General features: G+C 52.8%; 14 protein-coding genes. 2 read left to right on the top strand and 12 right to left on the bottom strand.

Annotated elements, in window-relative coordinates:
* Positions 1-34: 34 nt before the first annotated feature.
* From gspD to HQL65_01300, 10 genes are all read right to left on the bottom strand, one after another.
* Entirely contained in the window at positions 35-2254 is a 2220-nt protein-coding gene (gene gspD / locus HQL65_01345) for a type II secretion system secretin GspD (protein MBF0134857.1), read from the bottom strand.
* Between the two features lie 29 nt (positions 2255-2283).
* Positions 2284-3186 (bottom strand): hypothetical protein, encoded by a 903-nt coding sequence (locus tag HQL65_01340; protein MBF0134856.1) that lies wholly within the window; start codon positions 3184-3186, stop codon positions 2284-2286.
* A gap of 149 nt (positions 3187-3335) precedes the next feature.
* Positions 3336-4106 carry a DUF3825 domain-containing protein gene (locus HQL65_01335; protein MBF0134855.1) on the bottom strand — a complete coding sequence of 257 codons (771 nt, stop codon included), beginning with the start codon at positions 4104-4106 and terminating at the stop codon, positions 3336-3338.
* A gap of 103 nt (positions 4107-4209) precedes the next feature.
* A complete protein-coding gene (gene nrfD, locus HQL65_01330; protein ID MBF0134854.1) occupies positions 4210-5403 on the bottom strand; it encodes a polysulfide reductase NrfD in 1194 nt (397 codons plus the stop codon).
* A 9-nt stretch (positions 5404-5412) separates the two neighbouring features.
* Positions 5413-6147 (bottom strand): 4Fe-4S dicluster domain-containing protein, encoded by a 735-nt coding sequence (locus tag HQL65_01325; GenBank protein MBF0134853.1) that lies wholly within the window; start codon positions 6145-6147, stop codon positions 5413-5415.
* 26 nt (positions 6148-6173) lie between these two features.
* Positions 6174-6536 (bottom strand): hypothetical protein, encoded by a 363-nt coding sequence (locus HQL65_01320; protein MBF0134852.1) that lies wholly within the window; start codon positions 6534-6536, stop codon positions 6174-6176.
* Between the two features lie 166 nt (positions 6537-6702).
* Positions 6703-6999, bottom strand: coding sequence for a sulfurtransferase complex subunit TusB (dsrH, locus tag HQL65_01315; protein ID MBF0134851.1), 297 nt, complete (start codon positions 6997-6999; stop codon positions 6703-6705).
* A 32-nt stretch (positions 7000-7031) separates the two neighbouring features.
* Positions 7032-7433 (bottom strand): DsrE family protein, encoded by a 402-nt coding sequence (locus HQL65_01310; protein ID MBF0134850.1) that lies wholly within the window; start codon positions 7431-7433, stop codon positions 7032-7034.
* A 19-nt stretch (positions 7434-7452) separates the two neighbouring features.
* On the bottom strand, positions 7453-7809 hold the full coding sequence (gene tusD / locus HQL65_01305; protein ID MBF0134849.1) for a sulfurtransferase complex subunit TusD: 357 nt from the start codon (positions 7807-7809) through the stop codon (positions 7453-7455).
* A 302-nt stretch (positions 7810-8111) separates the two neighbouring features.
* On the bottom strand, positions 8112-9683 hold the full coding sequence (locus HQL65_01300) for a cobyrinate a,c-diamide synthase (protein MBF0134848.1): 1572 nt from the start codon (positions 9681-9683) through the stop codon (positions 8112-8114).
* Positions 9684-9692: 9 nt separating this feature from the next.
* On the opposite strand from HQL65_01300, the gene HQL65_01295 reads away from it, so the two are divergent.
* Positions 9693-10679: a DUF4351 domain-containing protein gene (locus HQL65_01295; GenBank protein MBF0134847.1), complete on the top strand. Its 987-nt coding sequence runs from the start codon at positions 9693-9695 to the stop codon at positions 10677-10679.
* 36 nt (positions 10680-10715) lie between these two features.
* On the opposite strand, the gene HQL65_01290 is transcribed toward HQL65_01295, so the two are convergent.
* Together HQL65_01290 and HQL65_01285 are read right to left on the bottom strand one after the other, a co-directional pair.
* Positions 10716-14231 (bottom strand): response regulator, encoded by a 3516-nt coding sequence (locus HQL65_01290; GenBank protein MBF0134846.1) that lies wholly within the window; start codon positions 14229-14231, stop codon positions 10716-10718.
* 21 nt (positions 14232-14252) lie between these two features.
* Positions 14253-15347 (bottom strand): spermidine/putrescine ABC transporter substrate-binding protein, encoded by a 1095-nt coding sequence (locus tag HQL65_01285; protein MBF0134845.1) that lies wholly within the window; start codon positions 15345-15347, stop codon positions 14253-14255.
* Between the two features lie 435 nt (positions 15348-15782).
* Between HQL65_01285 and HQL65_01280 the strand changes: the two genes are divergently transcribed.
* Positions 15783-16052: a TMEM165/GDT1 family protein gene (locus HQL65_01280; protein ID MBF0134844.1), complete on the top strand. Its 270-nt coding sequence runs from the start codon at positions 15783-15785 to the stop codon at positions 16050-16052.
* The last annotated feature ends 198 nt before the right edge of the window (positions 16053-16250 follow it).

Raw genomic sequence — 16250 nt, 5'->3', positions numbered from 1 at the left:
GGGTTGCATTATCATGGATATATCCTGGTATCGATCAATCCGCATAATCACGGGTATCCTGGTGGATCGTGGGTGATCGTTCCACCGGGGGCGGGATGCTTTCCGGGTCAGGCGGACCGGCAACGCTGGTCGAAGGCATCCTGGGGGCGGGAGGTGTCATGGCGGAACGCCCATTGTCTCTCCAGGATTGTGGCATGGCCTCATCACGCAGGCTGGGGGGGGGTTGCAAGGCGAGCGGAGGCTGTTGCCCCGGCACGCCACGCCAGTTTTCCGGCGTTCCCTTGGCTTGCCCCAAAAATTGATGCATATCCGGCAGTACAGGAGTTCTCTCTTCCAGGCCCATGAAGCCAGTACTGGAGGGCATGGTGAGTTGCCGGTCACGAATGATCTTGTATTTGTCACGGGTGACGTTATTGCCGTCATGGACATTGCGGAGGATGGAAGGCTTCAGGAAAACCATCAGGTTGGTTTTGCCATTGACATTGCGTTCGTACCGGAAAAGCTGACCCAGAACCGGAATATCTCCCAGAATGGGGACCCTGTCGTTGCTTTTTTGTTGTTTATCCCGAATGAGTCCACCCAGAATCAGGACCTGTCCATCCTCCACCATGACGGCGGTTTTTATGGAACGGGTATTGGTCACGACCCCTTCCGCTCCCAAGGTCGGCGTGTCTTTGACATCGGACAGCTCTTGTTGAATATCGAGCCGGATGGAATTTCCTTCGTTGATTTGGGGTGTCACTTTCAGGATCAGACCGACATTTTCCCGTTTGATGGTCTGGAATGGATTGGAAACCACGTTATTGGCCGTGGTATAGCTGCCGGTGACGAATGGGACATTTTCCGCCACGATGATTTCGGCGGCCTCGTTGTCCATGGTGACGATGGTCGGTGTCTGGAGAATGTTGGTGGTGTTGTCAGAGCGGAGGACGCGCAACAAGGCACTCAGGTTGACGAATTGCGAGCCGAATATGGTTGAAGTTCCGTCGATGAATCCCAGACTCAGACCACTGCCGATCTGGGAGAGGTTGGGGACACCTCCCTTGGCACCGCTCAGGTTGACGATGCCCTGGTTGTTTTTGTCAAAATTGGTACTCCAGGTGGCACCGCTCATGTTGGGGGGGACGCGGTTCCACTGTACGCCCAATTCGGCAGCCTTGTCGGTGTTGATTTCGGCGATGATGGCCTCCACCTGCACCTGGGCTCGCCGCACATCCAGCCTTTCAATGACGGTGCGCATGGTGCGCAACAGATCGGGTGGGGCGGTGATCACCAGGGCATTGGCACTCTCGAAAGGTTGCACATTCACGGAGCTGCGGGATGCTGCCGGGGCCTCTCCCTTGGCTTTTTTGGCAAAATCCTCCCCGATGCTGGCCAGAACCTTCACCATGGTTTCCGCCTTGGCGTAGCGCAGGTAGACCACCTGGGTATTGCCGATGATATCAACCGGGGTATCCAGATGCATGATCAGGGTGCGCAGACGGATCCGGGTTTCCTTGTCGCCACCCAGGAGAATGCTGTTGGTTCTTTCATCTACGGCAAAGGTGGGTTGGGTCAGGGAGGCACCGGCTGATCCACCTTTGGCAGCGGGTCCTTCCAGGGATTGCAACACCCGGAGCATGTCAACGGCTGCGGCATGTTCCAGGGGTATCACCTCCACTTCACCGGAAGAAGGGTGATCGACCCGGCGCAGAATGTGATCCAGGCGTCCAATTGTATTCGCAAAATCAGAGACAATCAACAGGTTGCTTCCGTCCACGGAGGAGACGAACCCCTTGGGGGAAACCAGGGGACGCAGCACCGGCAGCAGTTTGGCCGCATCGACGTGTTTTAGTGGAAAGATGCGGACCATGGTATCACCGCCGGGAGCGGCGGGATCCGGTTTTTGGTGATCACCGGGCATGCTGCTGAAATTGATTTTGTTGTCAGGGATGATCTTGATGGCCCCGCCCGAGGGTACGGCAATGAAGCCATGGACTTCCAGGATTGACAGAAAAACCTGGTAAAGCTGATCCGCAGTCATGGGTTGGGAGGAGACGACGGTCACTTTCCCTTTGACACTGGGATCGAGGATAAAATTTTTCCCGGTGGCCTCGGAGACTGTCTCGATGAGGGTTCGCAGTTCTGCTCCCTGGAGATTGAGGGTAAAATTGGCCGTTATGGCTGTTGATGGCCACCAGAGGGACACGAGCAGGGCAAACAGACCCCGTTTCCATCCCCGACATGTGTTCAAACCTGAGAATATATCAGACATGAGCGATCCGAAACGACATCTGGAAATCGTTACTGGTCAAGGGAAAATTCATAAGAGACGATGTTGATTCCCCGCTTGACCCGCAGGGAGATGGCATGGGCAGATGCCAATTGTGCCATGGCTTCCATTCCTTTCAGGGGGTCGGTCATTTGAACGTCGTTGACTTCGAAGACAACGTCCCCGGCCTCCAGTCCAAATTGTTTCAGAAATCCGGCATCTTTTCCGGGTTGCAATTTGAACCCTTCAAATTTACCGCCAACATAGTAAGGGTCAATGCGTACCATTTCCAGCACGGATTCCGGACTGAGACGCAACTGATCCCGTAATTTTCTTAATAAATCACTGGAACTACTAGTTTTTTTCTGACTTTGTGCAGGATTTTTCCCTTGTCCGACCTGGTTGGCAGACAGGGCGGATTTGGGCAGACGCAAGATTTCACTTTGTCCATCTCGTTCGAGGATGACGTGGTCGGTCAGGATTTTTTTGATGCGAATACCACCGGAGATTTGCTCATCGACTCGGTAGGTTCGTTCTTCATCCGGGCCGGTTTTGATCAGGGCGCGGCCATTGTTGCCCGGTCCTTCGGAAAAAAAGATACCGATAATCTGGATTTCCAGGCGGGTTTCCGGGAGAGCCTGGTTGCCGGATTCAGTGCCCGTAGCCGAGTTGGGCAGGATTCCTGAACCACCGCCAAACAGGTTGAGGCCGGCCAATACGTTCTGGCGGGATGCATTGGCAGAAGCAGATGATTTATCTCCAGTTTTCTCGGATATCTTCCGGGAGATGGGCAATCCTTCCTCGTTTTGACCGTGCATCCAGTTCAAGACGATATTGGCGAGAGTATAGGAGATGGTCAAAACCAGGGTGACATTCAGCACCCTGGCGATACCCACAAGGGATCGGGAACGTATCTGCTTGACATCCCACTGCATGATGCTGGTTCCTGACGCCATTTTGAAATTTTCTCGACCGGCTTGTCCTGAAGGATTGACACACGAAACTCGACAAAAAGCCGATTATCGCATGGATTGCGTCAATTTCCCACCCCTGTCACTTGATTCCTGCCAGCAGCCGCACCATTTCAAGGTTGCAGCCAATCCTTATCCGGTCTGGCCAACTGCCTGGCATTGTTGTAGGCCATATCAAGGGTCAGACAGGTTGCGATACGGTAGAAATTTCCCTTGTTTTCCGCCACCAGGGCCAGATCAGCCCGACTCGGACTGCTCATGCAGAGAGGCAGGAGCAATTGAATGTTGCCATTATAATATTGCGGCACGGCTGTCTTGTAGTTTCTTTTTATCCTCTCCTTGACGTTGTCAATGTACCCTTTAAGAAATATTTGCAAAGTATGATCTTCCATCGACTTGTAAGGTTCCGGAAATCTGTCTTTGTTGTCTTGAATGATATGCTCATAATTGATTCTCAACTCTTTCCTTCTATCAAAAATCAGGCTGGATGGATCGGTAAAATAATGAGCCATATCGGGAAGAGCCGAAAAGACATTTAAATCACCCTCTCCCTTACGGCACCATTTTTTGAAATGCCATGGTTGCCTGTTTTGAATGTAATTGTGACTGAAAAGCGCAAAAATGGGTTCCTGATTTTTTGTAACCAGTCCGGTATCAAATACGATCATTTGTCCATCATCAGATAATTCAATTTGTCCCTCTTCGGCGAGACGTTTATAGGTGAATCTAATATAGTTATGCAAGATCGGCCTTTTTTTTGCCAAGCCGGGACTGTTTTTGTATTCCCAGTCTTCATCTTCTGCAAGTGCAGCCAACCGGTTCAGTTCCTGGTCCATATCCGGAATATAGGCAAAATCAAACAGTTCTAATGGCCAGGTACTCATGGATTGCCGACTCCGACATCAAGATGCCATAAAAGAAATCCCTCTCCCGGGACGGGAGAGGGGTAACAGAGTACATATGCAAAGTGAGATCAGCCACGCAGGATCAGGGATTCCATGGATGCCAATCTTCCGGGGCCACGGCTTTTTTCGGCAGGAGGCGGAAAAAGCGGATACCCAGCAGGTAGAGAATGCCCGCCAGGGCAACACCACCCAGCCCCAGGAGAAGTTCGACAAAGCTTGGCGAGTAGACAGCCGACTGGCCATCCAGGAAGAGACTGGAGACTTCGTGTCCCGGGAAGAGTTGCAGGGGGTAGGCCTGGCCCGCGATCAGGACATGGGCAACGAAGGCAAATTCACCCAGAATGGAGAGGAAGGCAGCGGTCATGATGCCACTGATTTTGTTGCTCATGCGCGGGTTGAACAGGATGGCCAGGGGTGCAAACAGGCCGAGAAGAATGACGCCACCCCAGTAGAGTCCGCTGTAGGGACCGGCCAGGATCCACCCTTCCACTTCGTAAAAGGCCGGCGAATAATATTTGGTAAACTTTTCCACCACGAACAGATAGAACACGAGCAGGGTGAAAAAGGTCAGCATGTTGCGCATGCCATGGATCAGGCGCATGTCCATATCGCGGCCTGTGTAGCGGAAGGTTGCCACGAGCAGCAGGAGACAAATGGACGTGCCGGAGGTCAGGGAGACGGCAATGAAGGTGGGGGCGGTGATGGCGGAATGGAACACTTCCCGGGCATGAATAACCCCAAAAATGGAGCCGGTGCCGGTGGTCAGGATCAGACGACCGGCAAAGGCGGCACTGCCGGCAATCTTGACATATTTTTCATGCTCGAACATGGACCACAGGTAGAGGAAGCACAGGACGATGAAGCCGGTGTAGAGGAACACGTTCCAGGTGAACATGGAGCGGAAGTTCATATGGATCATGGTCAGGAGGAGCCGGTCGGGTCTGCCCAGGTCGAGCAGGAGAACGGTCAGGCCACCGGCGAGCAGCACGATGGCCAGGAAAGCGGAAAAACGGCGGAACTGTTTGTAATGTTTGGCGGCAAAAACAGTGGCCATGGAGGCGAGATTCAAGGCACCCGAGGCCATCACCAGAAGGGAGATGGCAAATACATGCGGGGCACCCCAGACCACCTGGTTGTTCATGTTGCTGACGCCGTGACCGTAGACCTCCATGTAGACAAAGGCACCGAAACCCAGGAGGAAAAACCCTCCCAGAATGCCCAGGAGGATCCAGTAGCGGAAGGATTGTCCTTCGATGGCAGTGTAGTTGCTGATCATGGTGCGTCCCTACAATCCCTGATAGTGAACATGGGGTTTCAAACCCAGGTCTGGCCGGATGGTTTCGGTCCTCAGGGTTTTCACCCGTTGGGAAATTTCGGACTGCGGGTCGTTGAGATCGCCGAACATCATGGCGGCGTGACCTGACTGTTGGCAGGTTTCAACGCAGGCGGGAGGTTGACCGTCATCCACGCGATGGACGCAGAAGGTACATTTTTCCACGACCCCTTTGGCCCGGATGGGAACTTGTGGATTGCCATCCTTGGGTGGTTTGGTCGGAAAGTAGACCAGGGAGCGTGCCTTGTAGGGGCAGGCGATCATGCAGTAGCGGCAACCGATGCAACGATGCTCGTCCACCAGGACGATACCATCCTTGCGCACGAAGGAGGCGGATGTCGGACAGACATGGACGCAGGGGGGGTATTCGCAATGGTTGCACAAAACGGGAAGGGTGAAGGGGGGACGCTGGCGCTCCTTGTCCTGGACTTCCACTTTGCGGATCCAGTGGATATCCCGGGCGGGATCTCCGAACAGGGGGATGTTGTTTTCCTTGCGGCAGGCATCGATACAGGCCGTGCAGGCCGGATTGCATTTGGTGATATCCACCAGCATGGCCCAGCGGTGGGCGTTGGCGGCGGCTGTCTCATTGGGGGGGGCGGCAATCAACTGGACACCTGGCGCCAACAGGACGCCAACGGCAGCCGCGCCGCCCATTCCGAGAACCGTTCTTCTGTCCATCGTCATGGCTTCAAGTTCCTGTGGGTTGGCGGTCATTCCGGGTAGATGTGGCATTCGAAGCAGTTCGGTTCCACACCCACATAGTCATGGCACCGGTCGCAAAACTGTTCCCGGCTGGGATGACAACTTTTGCATTGCAGCAGGCTTTCACTCCGCTTGCGGGCACCTTCCCGGACCGTCACGGCCCGTTTGTGCTGCAAAAAATCCATGTGATTGCGTCGCATCCACTCGGTCGGGCGGATGCAGGCATCACCTTTGGGTTTTTGCAGACGGACATCGCCATTTGCCAAGAGCAGGGAATTGGCGGCGTTGTCACTGGTGGCATTGTCATTGGCGCGAGCGGTCCCGGCCATGAGGACCGCCAACACGATCATCACCATTCGTAGTAAAACCACATCAACTCCTCCTCATGTGCGTTCACTGCCGGACCAACTGCCCTCTGGTTTGGGTGATTTTTACGATTTACACTCCGCCCCGTCCTGCCCCGTATCCATTCCATTTTGCCTTGCCTTGTCCATTTCATTCCATTTCGGGGCGGACAGGGCGATTTTCGAGTGGCTGTCACAACCATGCGTGCGTTTTATGTTTTTCCACCAGGTCCACGAAACCGGCATAATCGGTCACCTGGACACCTTTGATGGTGTTGGTCAGGCTGCGTGCCTTGAGGTCGGCACCAATGGCGTAGACACTGTTTTTCTTTTTCAGGGCACCTTCGATCAGATTGGATTTGGCGGTTCCGGCGGCAGCAGCGATGACCCCGTCTTCCAACAACAAAATCACATCACCGGGGAGTACGTAGCGCAGGCAGCTCTCCAGGGCGCCGTTTTGAAAAGGGGATTTATTGACGGTGTGGAGCATGTTGGGGATTCCCTTCTCGTCTGGATAGGCTCTCAGAAGCAGAGGATGTTGTGTTGTTCGGCCATCATGGTGGCGATTTCGGCGGTATCCAGCATTTTGGGTCGCACGGGTTCTTCGGTTTCTTCATCTTCGCCGATCACGAGCAGGTCCTCTTCGGTCATGCCGCGCTCTTCCATGGACTGCCGATCCACAAAGACCTTGCTGATTTCGTAATCCACCAGCACCCCATATGTCTTTTCAAATCCTTTGATGCCGAGTTCGGTGGTATCCTGTCCGGCTTTCATGGCATAGACGCCATCGTCCATGAAGACGACGGAAATATCGGCATCGTAGGCGGCCATGATCAACTTGACTTCCAATCCTTCATAGACATAAATGCTGCCGTGCGGAGGTTTGCGCACGGTGAACATGATTTTTCTGACATCGCTGGCCATTTTCAAGTTCCTTTCCCGATCAGTCCCCGAATACCACCAGGCGTTCCGCCTCAATGGCCATCATGGTGAGTTGTCCCAGGCCTGAAATGCGCACATTCGGGACCAGAACCTCGTCCACGATACCCCGGCGTTTGGCGGCGGCGATGCAGACAACGATGTCGATGCCTTTGGCACCCAGTTCCGACCAGCGGTTGGCAATATGCCGATCATCCTGGGGGGGTTCCATCAACCTGGTCACATTGTAGACCCCGTCGTGGTAAAAGAAAATCCCCTGGATTTCATGCCCTTTGGCCAGGACAGCCTGGATGAAGTTATAGGCACTGTCGGAGGCTTCGTGATTGTACGGACCTTCGTAGATGAGAACCGCGAGTTTCATTGCTATCCAAACTCCTTCCGGTTGCGGGACCTGAGCCGGTCTTAGGCACCCTGGTGGCTCCAGCGCTTGCGACGGAGTGGTCCACGGTGGGCTTTGACCGCATGCTCTGTAAATGAATATCAGGATATCACGATATCATGATATTGGAACAAGGCTAAAAATCACCTGCTTCAGCTTTTCACGGGTTCAGGGTTCTGGTTTACCGGAAATGGTTTGAAAATCTGTACATTTCCTGACTATCGCCGGTCCAGGGTTCTGGTTTGCCGGAAATGGTTTGGAAAATCTGTACATTTCCTGGCTTTTCACCGGTTCGGGGTTCCGGTCCGCCAGAAATGGGCCAGAAATTCGGCCCATGACGGGGCACCGATGGCGTGAATGTGGGCATAGGAGGCCAGGACGTTCCGGTGCAGCAAACCATCGTGCTGGCCATCGATGCCGGTTCCGCGTCGGACCCGGTAGGCGTAGCGGACCCCTTTGCCGATGCGGGTGATGTGTGAATAGTGAAATTCGTGACAGCGTATGGTTGTGCCCGGTGGAGGCCAGGGTACTTCGCCTGTTCCTTCGATTTCCATGTAACCGTAGCCTTGCGGGCGTTTTTCCATGACCACATCGATGGGCAGAATGCCGGCCATGCGGACCCCTTGGGTGCCCCAGCGCAAGGTTTCCGCCAACACCATGAGTCCGCCGCACTCGGCATAAATCGGGGTGCCGCGTGTTGCGGCCTTGTGCAGGGAGGTCAGCATGCGTTGATTGGCGGCCAGGGTCTCCATGAACATTTCCGGAAAACCGCCACCAATGAACAGCCCATCCACTTCCGGCAGGTTGGTCTCTTCCAGGAGATTGAAGGGGACGAGTTCCACCCCCTGGTTGCGCAGAGCCTGGAGATTTTCGGGATAATAAAAATGGAAGGCACGATCCGCCGCAAAACCGACCCGGATCTGGCGGGGTGGGGTTTTTCCGGGCATGGGCGGGGCAAGAGGCGAGGGGAGGGGAGGAGGTGCCCGCCAACCGGGTGGGGTGACCTGGCGGGCCAGTTTCAAGATTATTTCCGGATCGATATGGTGGGCCACATGGTCGGAAATGCGTGCTATGGTGCGCTCCAGTTCGGAGCCTTCTTCCGTGGGGGTCAATCCCAGGTGTCGTTCATGGATCACCATGGTGTCGGAGCGGGGCAAAACGCCCAGAATCGGGGTGGGACAGTAGCGCTCCAGAACGGTGCGCAGGCGACTTTCCTGCCGGGATGTTGCGACATTGTTCAGGATCACGCCAACGATGACATCGCCGCCGGGAAAGTGCAGGTGACCACAGACCAGGGGCGCAATGCTGCGGGCCAGATTCCGGCAATCCACCACCAGCACCACGGGGGTTTCCAGCCATTTGGCCAGGGCGGCGCTGCAATCCTTGCCCTCGGCATCCTGGCCATCGAACAATCCGTGGTTGCCTTCCACCAAGCATACGTCCGCCCCGGTGGCAGCCTGCTGAAAGAGGCCGTGGATCTTCTCCCCGCCCATGATATAAAAATCCAGATTGACACAAGGGCGGCCCGTGGCGGCGGTCAACCATTTGGGATCAATGAAGTCCGGCCCCTTCTTGAAAGTCTGGACCGCCACTCCCCGGCGTGTCAACAATGCGGCAAGGCCCAGCGACAACAAGGTCTTACCGGAGCTTTTGCGGGTGGCGGAAATCATGATCCGGGGCGTGACACCTTGTTGCATGGTTCCCTCTTGGCGCGGATATTTTTCTTGTTGCATCACGCTGTCAGCGGTCAGGGCCGGTGCCTGTCTGGCAGACAAAATCTGTTTTTGGATCCAGGAAATGCATGCCTCGAAGTATGGTACCCCAAAGGTAAAAAAATCAACACCCAATCGCGTCAAGAGTTTCCCATGCCGACCAGCTACGACAAACCTGCAAGAGATTCCTTTGATACCCCGTGGAAAGATATCCTGGAAACCTACTTCAAGGATTTTCTGGCCTTTTTTCTGCCAATCGCGCATGACGACATTGATTGGGAACGTGGTTACGAATTTTTGGATACCGAGTTGGCCAGCATCACCCGCGAAGCAGAAATTGGCGACCGGCGCATGGACAAGCTGGTCAAGGTATGGCAACGCAATGGTGATGAACATTGGGTGCTGATCCATATCGAAATCCAGGGAGACCGGGTATCCAAATTTGAGAACAGAATGTACACCTGCCAGTATCGAGCCTACGACCTGCAACAAAAGCCCGTGGTCGGTTTGGCAATTCTGGCTGATGAAGAAAGCGGTTGGCGTCCTTCGGAGTACAGGCGTACATTGTGGGGAAAAAGCCTGATCTACGAGTTTTTCACCGTCAAATTGTTGGATTATCTGGAACATCAGGCCGATCTGGAACAATCCGACAATCCGTTTTCCGTTGTCACGTTGGCTCATCTGCACGCCAAAAAGACCAGGCATCGACCAGAAGATCGTTATCAAATAAAATTATCCCTGGTCCGAAGTTTGTACAAGCGGGGCTTCAGTCGCCAACAGGTTATTGATATTTTTCGCTTTATCGATTGGGTACTCCGCTTACCGGAAGAGATCGACAAGCGGTTTCGACATGAGATTCATGACATGGAGGAGAATCAAAATATGCCCTACATCTCAAGTGTGGAACGCATTGGTATGGAAATAGGCCGTGAAAAGGGTCGCCAAGAAGAGGCAGTCAATATTCTTCTTCGTCTACTCCAACGGCGTTTTGGTCCGCTATCCAAGGGTATTCATGACACGGTGGAAGCTGCTGATCTGGCATCTCTGGAGCAGTGGAGCGACAAAATCCTGGATGCCGGGTCGATTGACGAAATTTTTGCAAGCGGATGTTCGGGGAGCGGCGTTCCGGCATCTCAATGATGTGACATTGATTTTAATTCAGGTGGTATCCCGGATTCAGGCCAGGGGAATTCCGAGCCTGGATGCCAGCGCCTGCAAGGCTGTTTCGGCACTGGAAAAATCAAAGCTTGCCAGGGCCTCCTCCAGGCGGGTGAGTTCATCCTGCAAGGCCGCAGAGTCGCGCAGCAGGGGCTTGACGGCATCGAAAGATCCCTGCGCCTCGGCGTCGGTTTCCTGGATCAGCACCCGCAATTTTTGCAGATGCGGTGTAACGACGGTCAGGTCGATGGCAGCGACAGGTGCGATGGCCCGGATCTCCGAAGCAGATTCTTTCCTGTCCTCCTGGATCCAGATACCAATGGAATTTAAAACCGTCTGGTGAGCAACCGTGAACGTTTCCAACAATGTCGGCCAGCGTTCCTGGTGATTGTCGCGAATTCCAACCTCCAGATCACGGGCCGCATTGAACAAATCCTGGGCAGAAAGGTTGCCGGCCACCCCCTTGACAGAGTGGGCCAAGCGTTGGGCGGTTGACCAATCATTCTGATCCTTACTCGACATTTTTTCGCGGATCTTATCAGAAGTATCGGCAAAACTGTGTTGAAATTCCACCAGAATGGAGCGCAAAATTTCCTGGTTGTTGTTGACCCTCTCCAGGGCGGACGTCAGGTTGATGCCGGGCAAGGTGTCCAGAGTCGGGACAACTGATTCTTCCAAATCGGCAGGTTGGTCAAGTATGGTAGCAGGCACAGCCAATTTCCCCCTTTTCTGTGGATCGATCCAGTGGGTCAGGACTGTAAAAAGTTGTTTTTGGTCGATAGGTTTGGTGACATGATCATTCATGCCGGCGGCCAGACATTTTTCCCGATCTCCCGCCATGGCATGGGCGGTCATGGCAATGATGGGCAGAGTGGCAAAACGTGCCTCGTTCCGGATCTGGCGTGTGGCTTCGTAGCCATCCATCTCCGGCATCTGGATATCCATCAAGACTGCGGCATACTCTGTCCTGGCAACCTTGCGAACCGCTTCCAGGCCATTTTCAGCAAGATCCACCTGTAGACCAACCATGCGCAATATTTCTCCGGCCACCTGTTGGTTGATGGAATTATCCTCCACCAGCAACACCCGTGCCCCACTGATCTGGTTGGCAATATTGCGAGGATCAACGTGGTTGGACTGGGGACGATGTGTCTTGGCCGTTTGATGGCCAAACACTTCCATGATGGTGTCAAACAGGGTTGAACAGTTGGCAGGTTTGGTCAACAAGGCGGTCACCCCCGCTGCCCGGGCCGTCAGATTGATCTTTTCTTCCTGACCGAAGGGAACCATCAGGATCGATTTGGGCGCTTTATGGGCGGGAATGATTTCCAGAAGTTGTTGTACCAGGGCAATTCCATCCTGGGTTGACAGGGACCAATCCACCAGCAACAGGTGCCAGAAATCGTCCGTGGCCAAGCCACGTCGTACCGTATCGAGAGCTTCCGGAGCAGAACTGACAGCCTTGGCTGTAAAATTGAATACCTGCAACATTTCCAGCAGAGCCAACCGGACTGTGGCCGTGTCCTCTACAACCAGAACCTTGAGCGGTGCAAGCCCGGTGGGAAGTGTCATGTCATCGCCGGTTCCAGCCGGTTGACGCTGCAAATGGACAGTAAAACGAAAAATACTTCCCTCTCCGGATCGACTCTCCACCCAGATTCGGCCATCCATCATTTCCACGAGGCGTTTGGAAATGGCCAACCCCAACCCCGTGCCGCCATACTTGCGGGTGGTGGAGGCATCGGCCTGGGTAAACGGGGCAAACAGTTTGGCCGACTGTTCGGGGGTCATGCCGATACCGCTGTCACGCACAAAAAATTCCAGGATGATACCGGTGTCTGTTTCATGAACTGTCTGAACACCCACTTCAATTTCACCCTGGGCAGTGAATTTGATGGCATTGCTGATCAGGTTCAACAGGACCTGCTCCAGGCGCAGGGAATCACCAATCAGAACCAGTTGACACTCCGCAGCCACCCGGATGATCAATTCAATGTTTTTTTCCGCAACCTTGGCGCGAAACAAATCCACGAGGTGTTCCAACACGTCACGCAGGAAGAATTCCTTCAACTCCAATTCCAGTTTTCCGGCCTCGATCTTGGAAAAATCGAGAATATCGTTGATGATTCGCAGAAGTGAGCGGGATGAGCTGGCAATTTTACTTAGATAATCACGGGTTTGTGGATGCAATCTGGTCTGGAGTGCCAGTTGGGAGAGTCCGATGATGGCATTCATGGGGGTGCGTATCTCGTGACTCATATTGGCCAAAAATTCACTTTTGCTGCGACTGGCGTCTTCGGCGATCTGTTTGGCCAGGGCAAGACTTTTCAAAGACATTTTCAGTTCACTGTTGGTTGCATTCAACTCTGCCGTGCGTTCATCCACTTTGCCTTCCAGGTGCAGGGCATAATCGTGCATTTCTTTGTGCAAATCTTTGAGATTCTGCACCATTTTATGAAAAGACCCCACCAGGATGCCCAATTCATTTTTGTGGCGCAATACCGGCAATTCAATTTGCAGATTGCCGCGTCCGATCTCCTGGCTGGCCGTAGACAATTGAACAAGTGGCACCACAAACTGATGTTGCAATACACTATAGAGTAATATCAAAAGAAAAACTGACGCCAGAATAATCACCCCCATGATTTTGTAATAAAGATCCCTGGTTCCTTCCGTCAATTCCTTTTCATCAATAACAACAAATAGATGAATGTCATCGTCAAGGGTCATTCCCTTGATCGCGAAACGTGAATTCAACCAGGCAATTTGCCCGAAATGATTCTTGTCTGCCAGAGAGTCCAGTACCGACCAAATGGTGTCCGGGACATTTTTTGGCAAGGTTCGCCATCCTGGTCCGATGAGAATGCGTCCACTCTCATCGACAAAAAAGGCAAATCCGTTTTTGCCAATATGCAGATTTTTCACCTGTGACGACAGAAAATCAGGCCGCACCGTCAAGGCCAGATAGGCTTCCAGGGGAGGTTTTCCCTGCCCCTCTCTTTCAAAACTGGTGGACTTGACCAGTCTGGCAACAAACAGGGCGGCCTGATCATTATCCGGGTTGACAATAAATTCAGTATGAATTTTTTCACCGGATTTTTGCAGATTTTTAAAATAGGGCGTCTGGCTCTCATTTTCAGTCCTGTTGACGACATCCTGGCTGACAAAGCGGGCATCTTCCTCGCCACTGGGCTTGATGACGCGAATTTCCGTGTATTCCGGAAAGGCTTCGGCATAATCGGCAAAGAGTTGCAGGAGTGGGGCCTGCAATACCGTGTAGCGTGTTTCATCATCTTCGACCCCGATATAATTGGTCAGAGTCTTGGCACGGGCAAACAGGGAAAGATTGGCCCGAATCGTGGCAAGATAATTTTTGGAGTTGATCTCGGTCTGTTGCAAAAGATTATCGATTTCGGCAAACATGGATTGTTTGCGTGTTTCCACTGTGTATTCAATGGCTATCCATCCCAAAACAAAAAGCGGAACCAGCACCATGGGCAGCAGAGTGATGGCCAATTGACGGCGCAGTTTCATGGTTGGTTCCTGATGTCCAAATCACTCTTTACGCATCAACTGCATTTGCAGAGTCTTGAAGGTACTGACCACCTTGGCCGGGGGATTTTGGGGAAATTCCGAGCGGTCCATGATTTCCTGGGGTGGATGAATGACCGGATTGTTCACATGTTCTGGCGAAAGGAACGGCTTGACCGCATCATTGACCGAGGCATAGTTGGTGAATTCCGCCAATTTGGCGGCATTTTTTGGTCGCATCAGAAAGTCAATGAACTGGGCTGCAAGGTCTTTCTTATTGGAAGCTTCCAGAATCGCAAAACAATCCTCCCACAGCAGGGTACCTTCTTTGGGGACTGAAAACGCGACATTGGGATTTTGCTTGGCCAGGGTAATGGCATCGCCATTGAACAATAACGCCATCCAATATTGGCCGGTCAGAAGGGGGGATTGTTCGCCCAGACCGAGATAACCATAAGTGTTTACAAAGGGTTTTTGGGCACGCAACAGTTTGGCAGCCTCTTGCAGATGTGGTTCGGTAAAATCATTGCTCGAATAGCCGGAAGCTTTCATGGCCAGGGTGCGCATCACCATGGCATCACTAAGCATCATAAGACGATTTTTCAACTCCGGTGCCGGTCGGAAAAAGTCCATCCAGCTCGTGACCTCTTTTTTCACCAGATCCTTGCGGTAAGCGATCCCAAACGTTCCCCACTGCCAGGGTACGCCATACGTTGCCGTTTCTGGATAGGTCGTGCGCCATTTACGGGGAATATGGGTCAGATTGGGAATTTTGTCTTCCGGGATGGGAGCCAGCCATTTGGAACGGACATAGGCCTGAATATCCTTGGCCTGCACGACGACCACGTCATACCCGACTCCATTGGTCTGGGCAAGCATGCCATCACGTCCATCTTCGGTTTGATAAAACACCTCGCGTACATGGATCCGGGTCTCCTTTTCAAATTCAGCCAGGAGTTCCTGATCCATATATTCAGCCCAGTTCAATATGACCAGTTCCTCGCTCCTGGCAGAGAGAGGTTGGAGTGTCAATAAAAATGCACCGACGCTCATAACAAGGACGAACCGTTCTGCCACGGTTAATGAATGCTTCAACAAGTTCCACATGAAGTTCCACATGGTTCTTTATCCTCCCCTCCTTCCCCTCTGGCGATTCAATTTCAATCCCGACCTTTCCACGGCAAACATCCTGAATCCATTTTTTGAAATCCCTGGAATATGCAATTTATAACAACCGGTTACCATTGCATGATGCCGTATCTGTTCAGGGATTATCGTATCCTTCCCACGCTCAGATTAACAGCCTCTGCCATGCGTTGCACGGATCATATTGCCATAAAATCCCGTTCCGGGTACACTGGCTCGCAGGTGTATTTTTTTGATCTGGATTTCACACACAGGGCATCTTTCCGGTCTCCTGCATGAACCCTGAAACAGGTCACCATTGGAACATATTGTTTTATAGTTGAGTTGATTTTAAAATACTTATATTTTGATATTGGATATTCAGATTTGCTGTAGAGGAGTCGTTTTTCTGGTCAGGAGATAAAAAACATGGACGGAAAGCTTTTATTGACCGTATTTACCACCGTTTTTCTGGCAGAATTGGGTGACAAGACCCAACTGGCGACACTGTTGTTTGCTGCGGATGGCAAGGCCAATCTCTGGGTGGTGTTCTTTGGGGCATCGCTTGCCCTCGTTGCCACCTCGGCCATCGGCGTTCTGGCAGGAGGATTGGTCGCCCGCTTCGTCACCCCTGAAACCTTGAAACTGGTGGCCGGGGTCGGCTTTATTGTGATTGGGGCTTGGACGATCTGGAAGTGATCAATCAGGAAGCGATTGATCTGAACAGGGAGTGGCATGTTGCCAACTTTATTTCATCCAGAAGTGGAAGACTCTTTCGGAATGACCACCCCGTCAGGAACTGCCTCAGGGGTAAGACTCAGAGGCTGTCAAATAACTCGTTGATTTCAAAAAAAAGAATGAAAAACTGGGATGGAGGTCCAGGAGGAAGGGCTGTGC

The organism is Magnetococcales bacterium, assembly GCA_015228935.1.
In the GTDB taxonomy this organism is placed as follows: Bacteria; Pseudomonadota; Magnetococcia; order Magnetococcales; family DC0425bin3; genus HA3dbin3.
The sequence above is the reverse complement of the archived record's forward strand: the minus strand, read 5'-3'. Positions and strand labels throughout refer to the sequence as shown.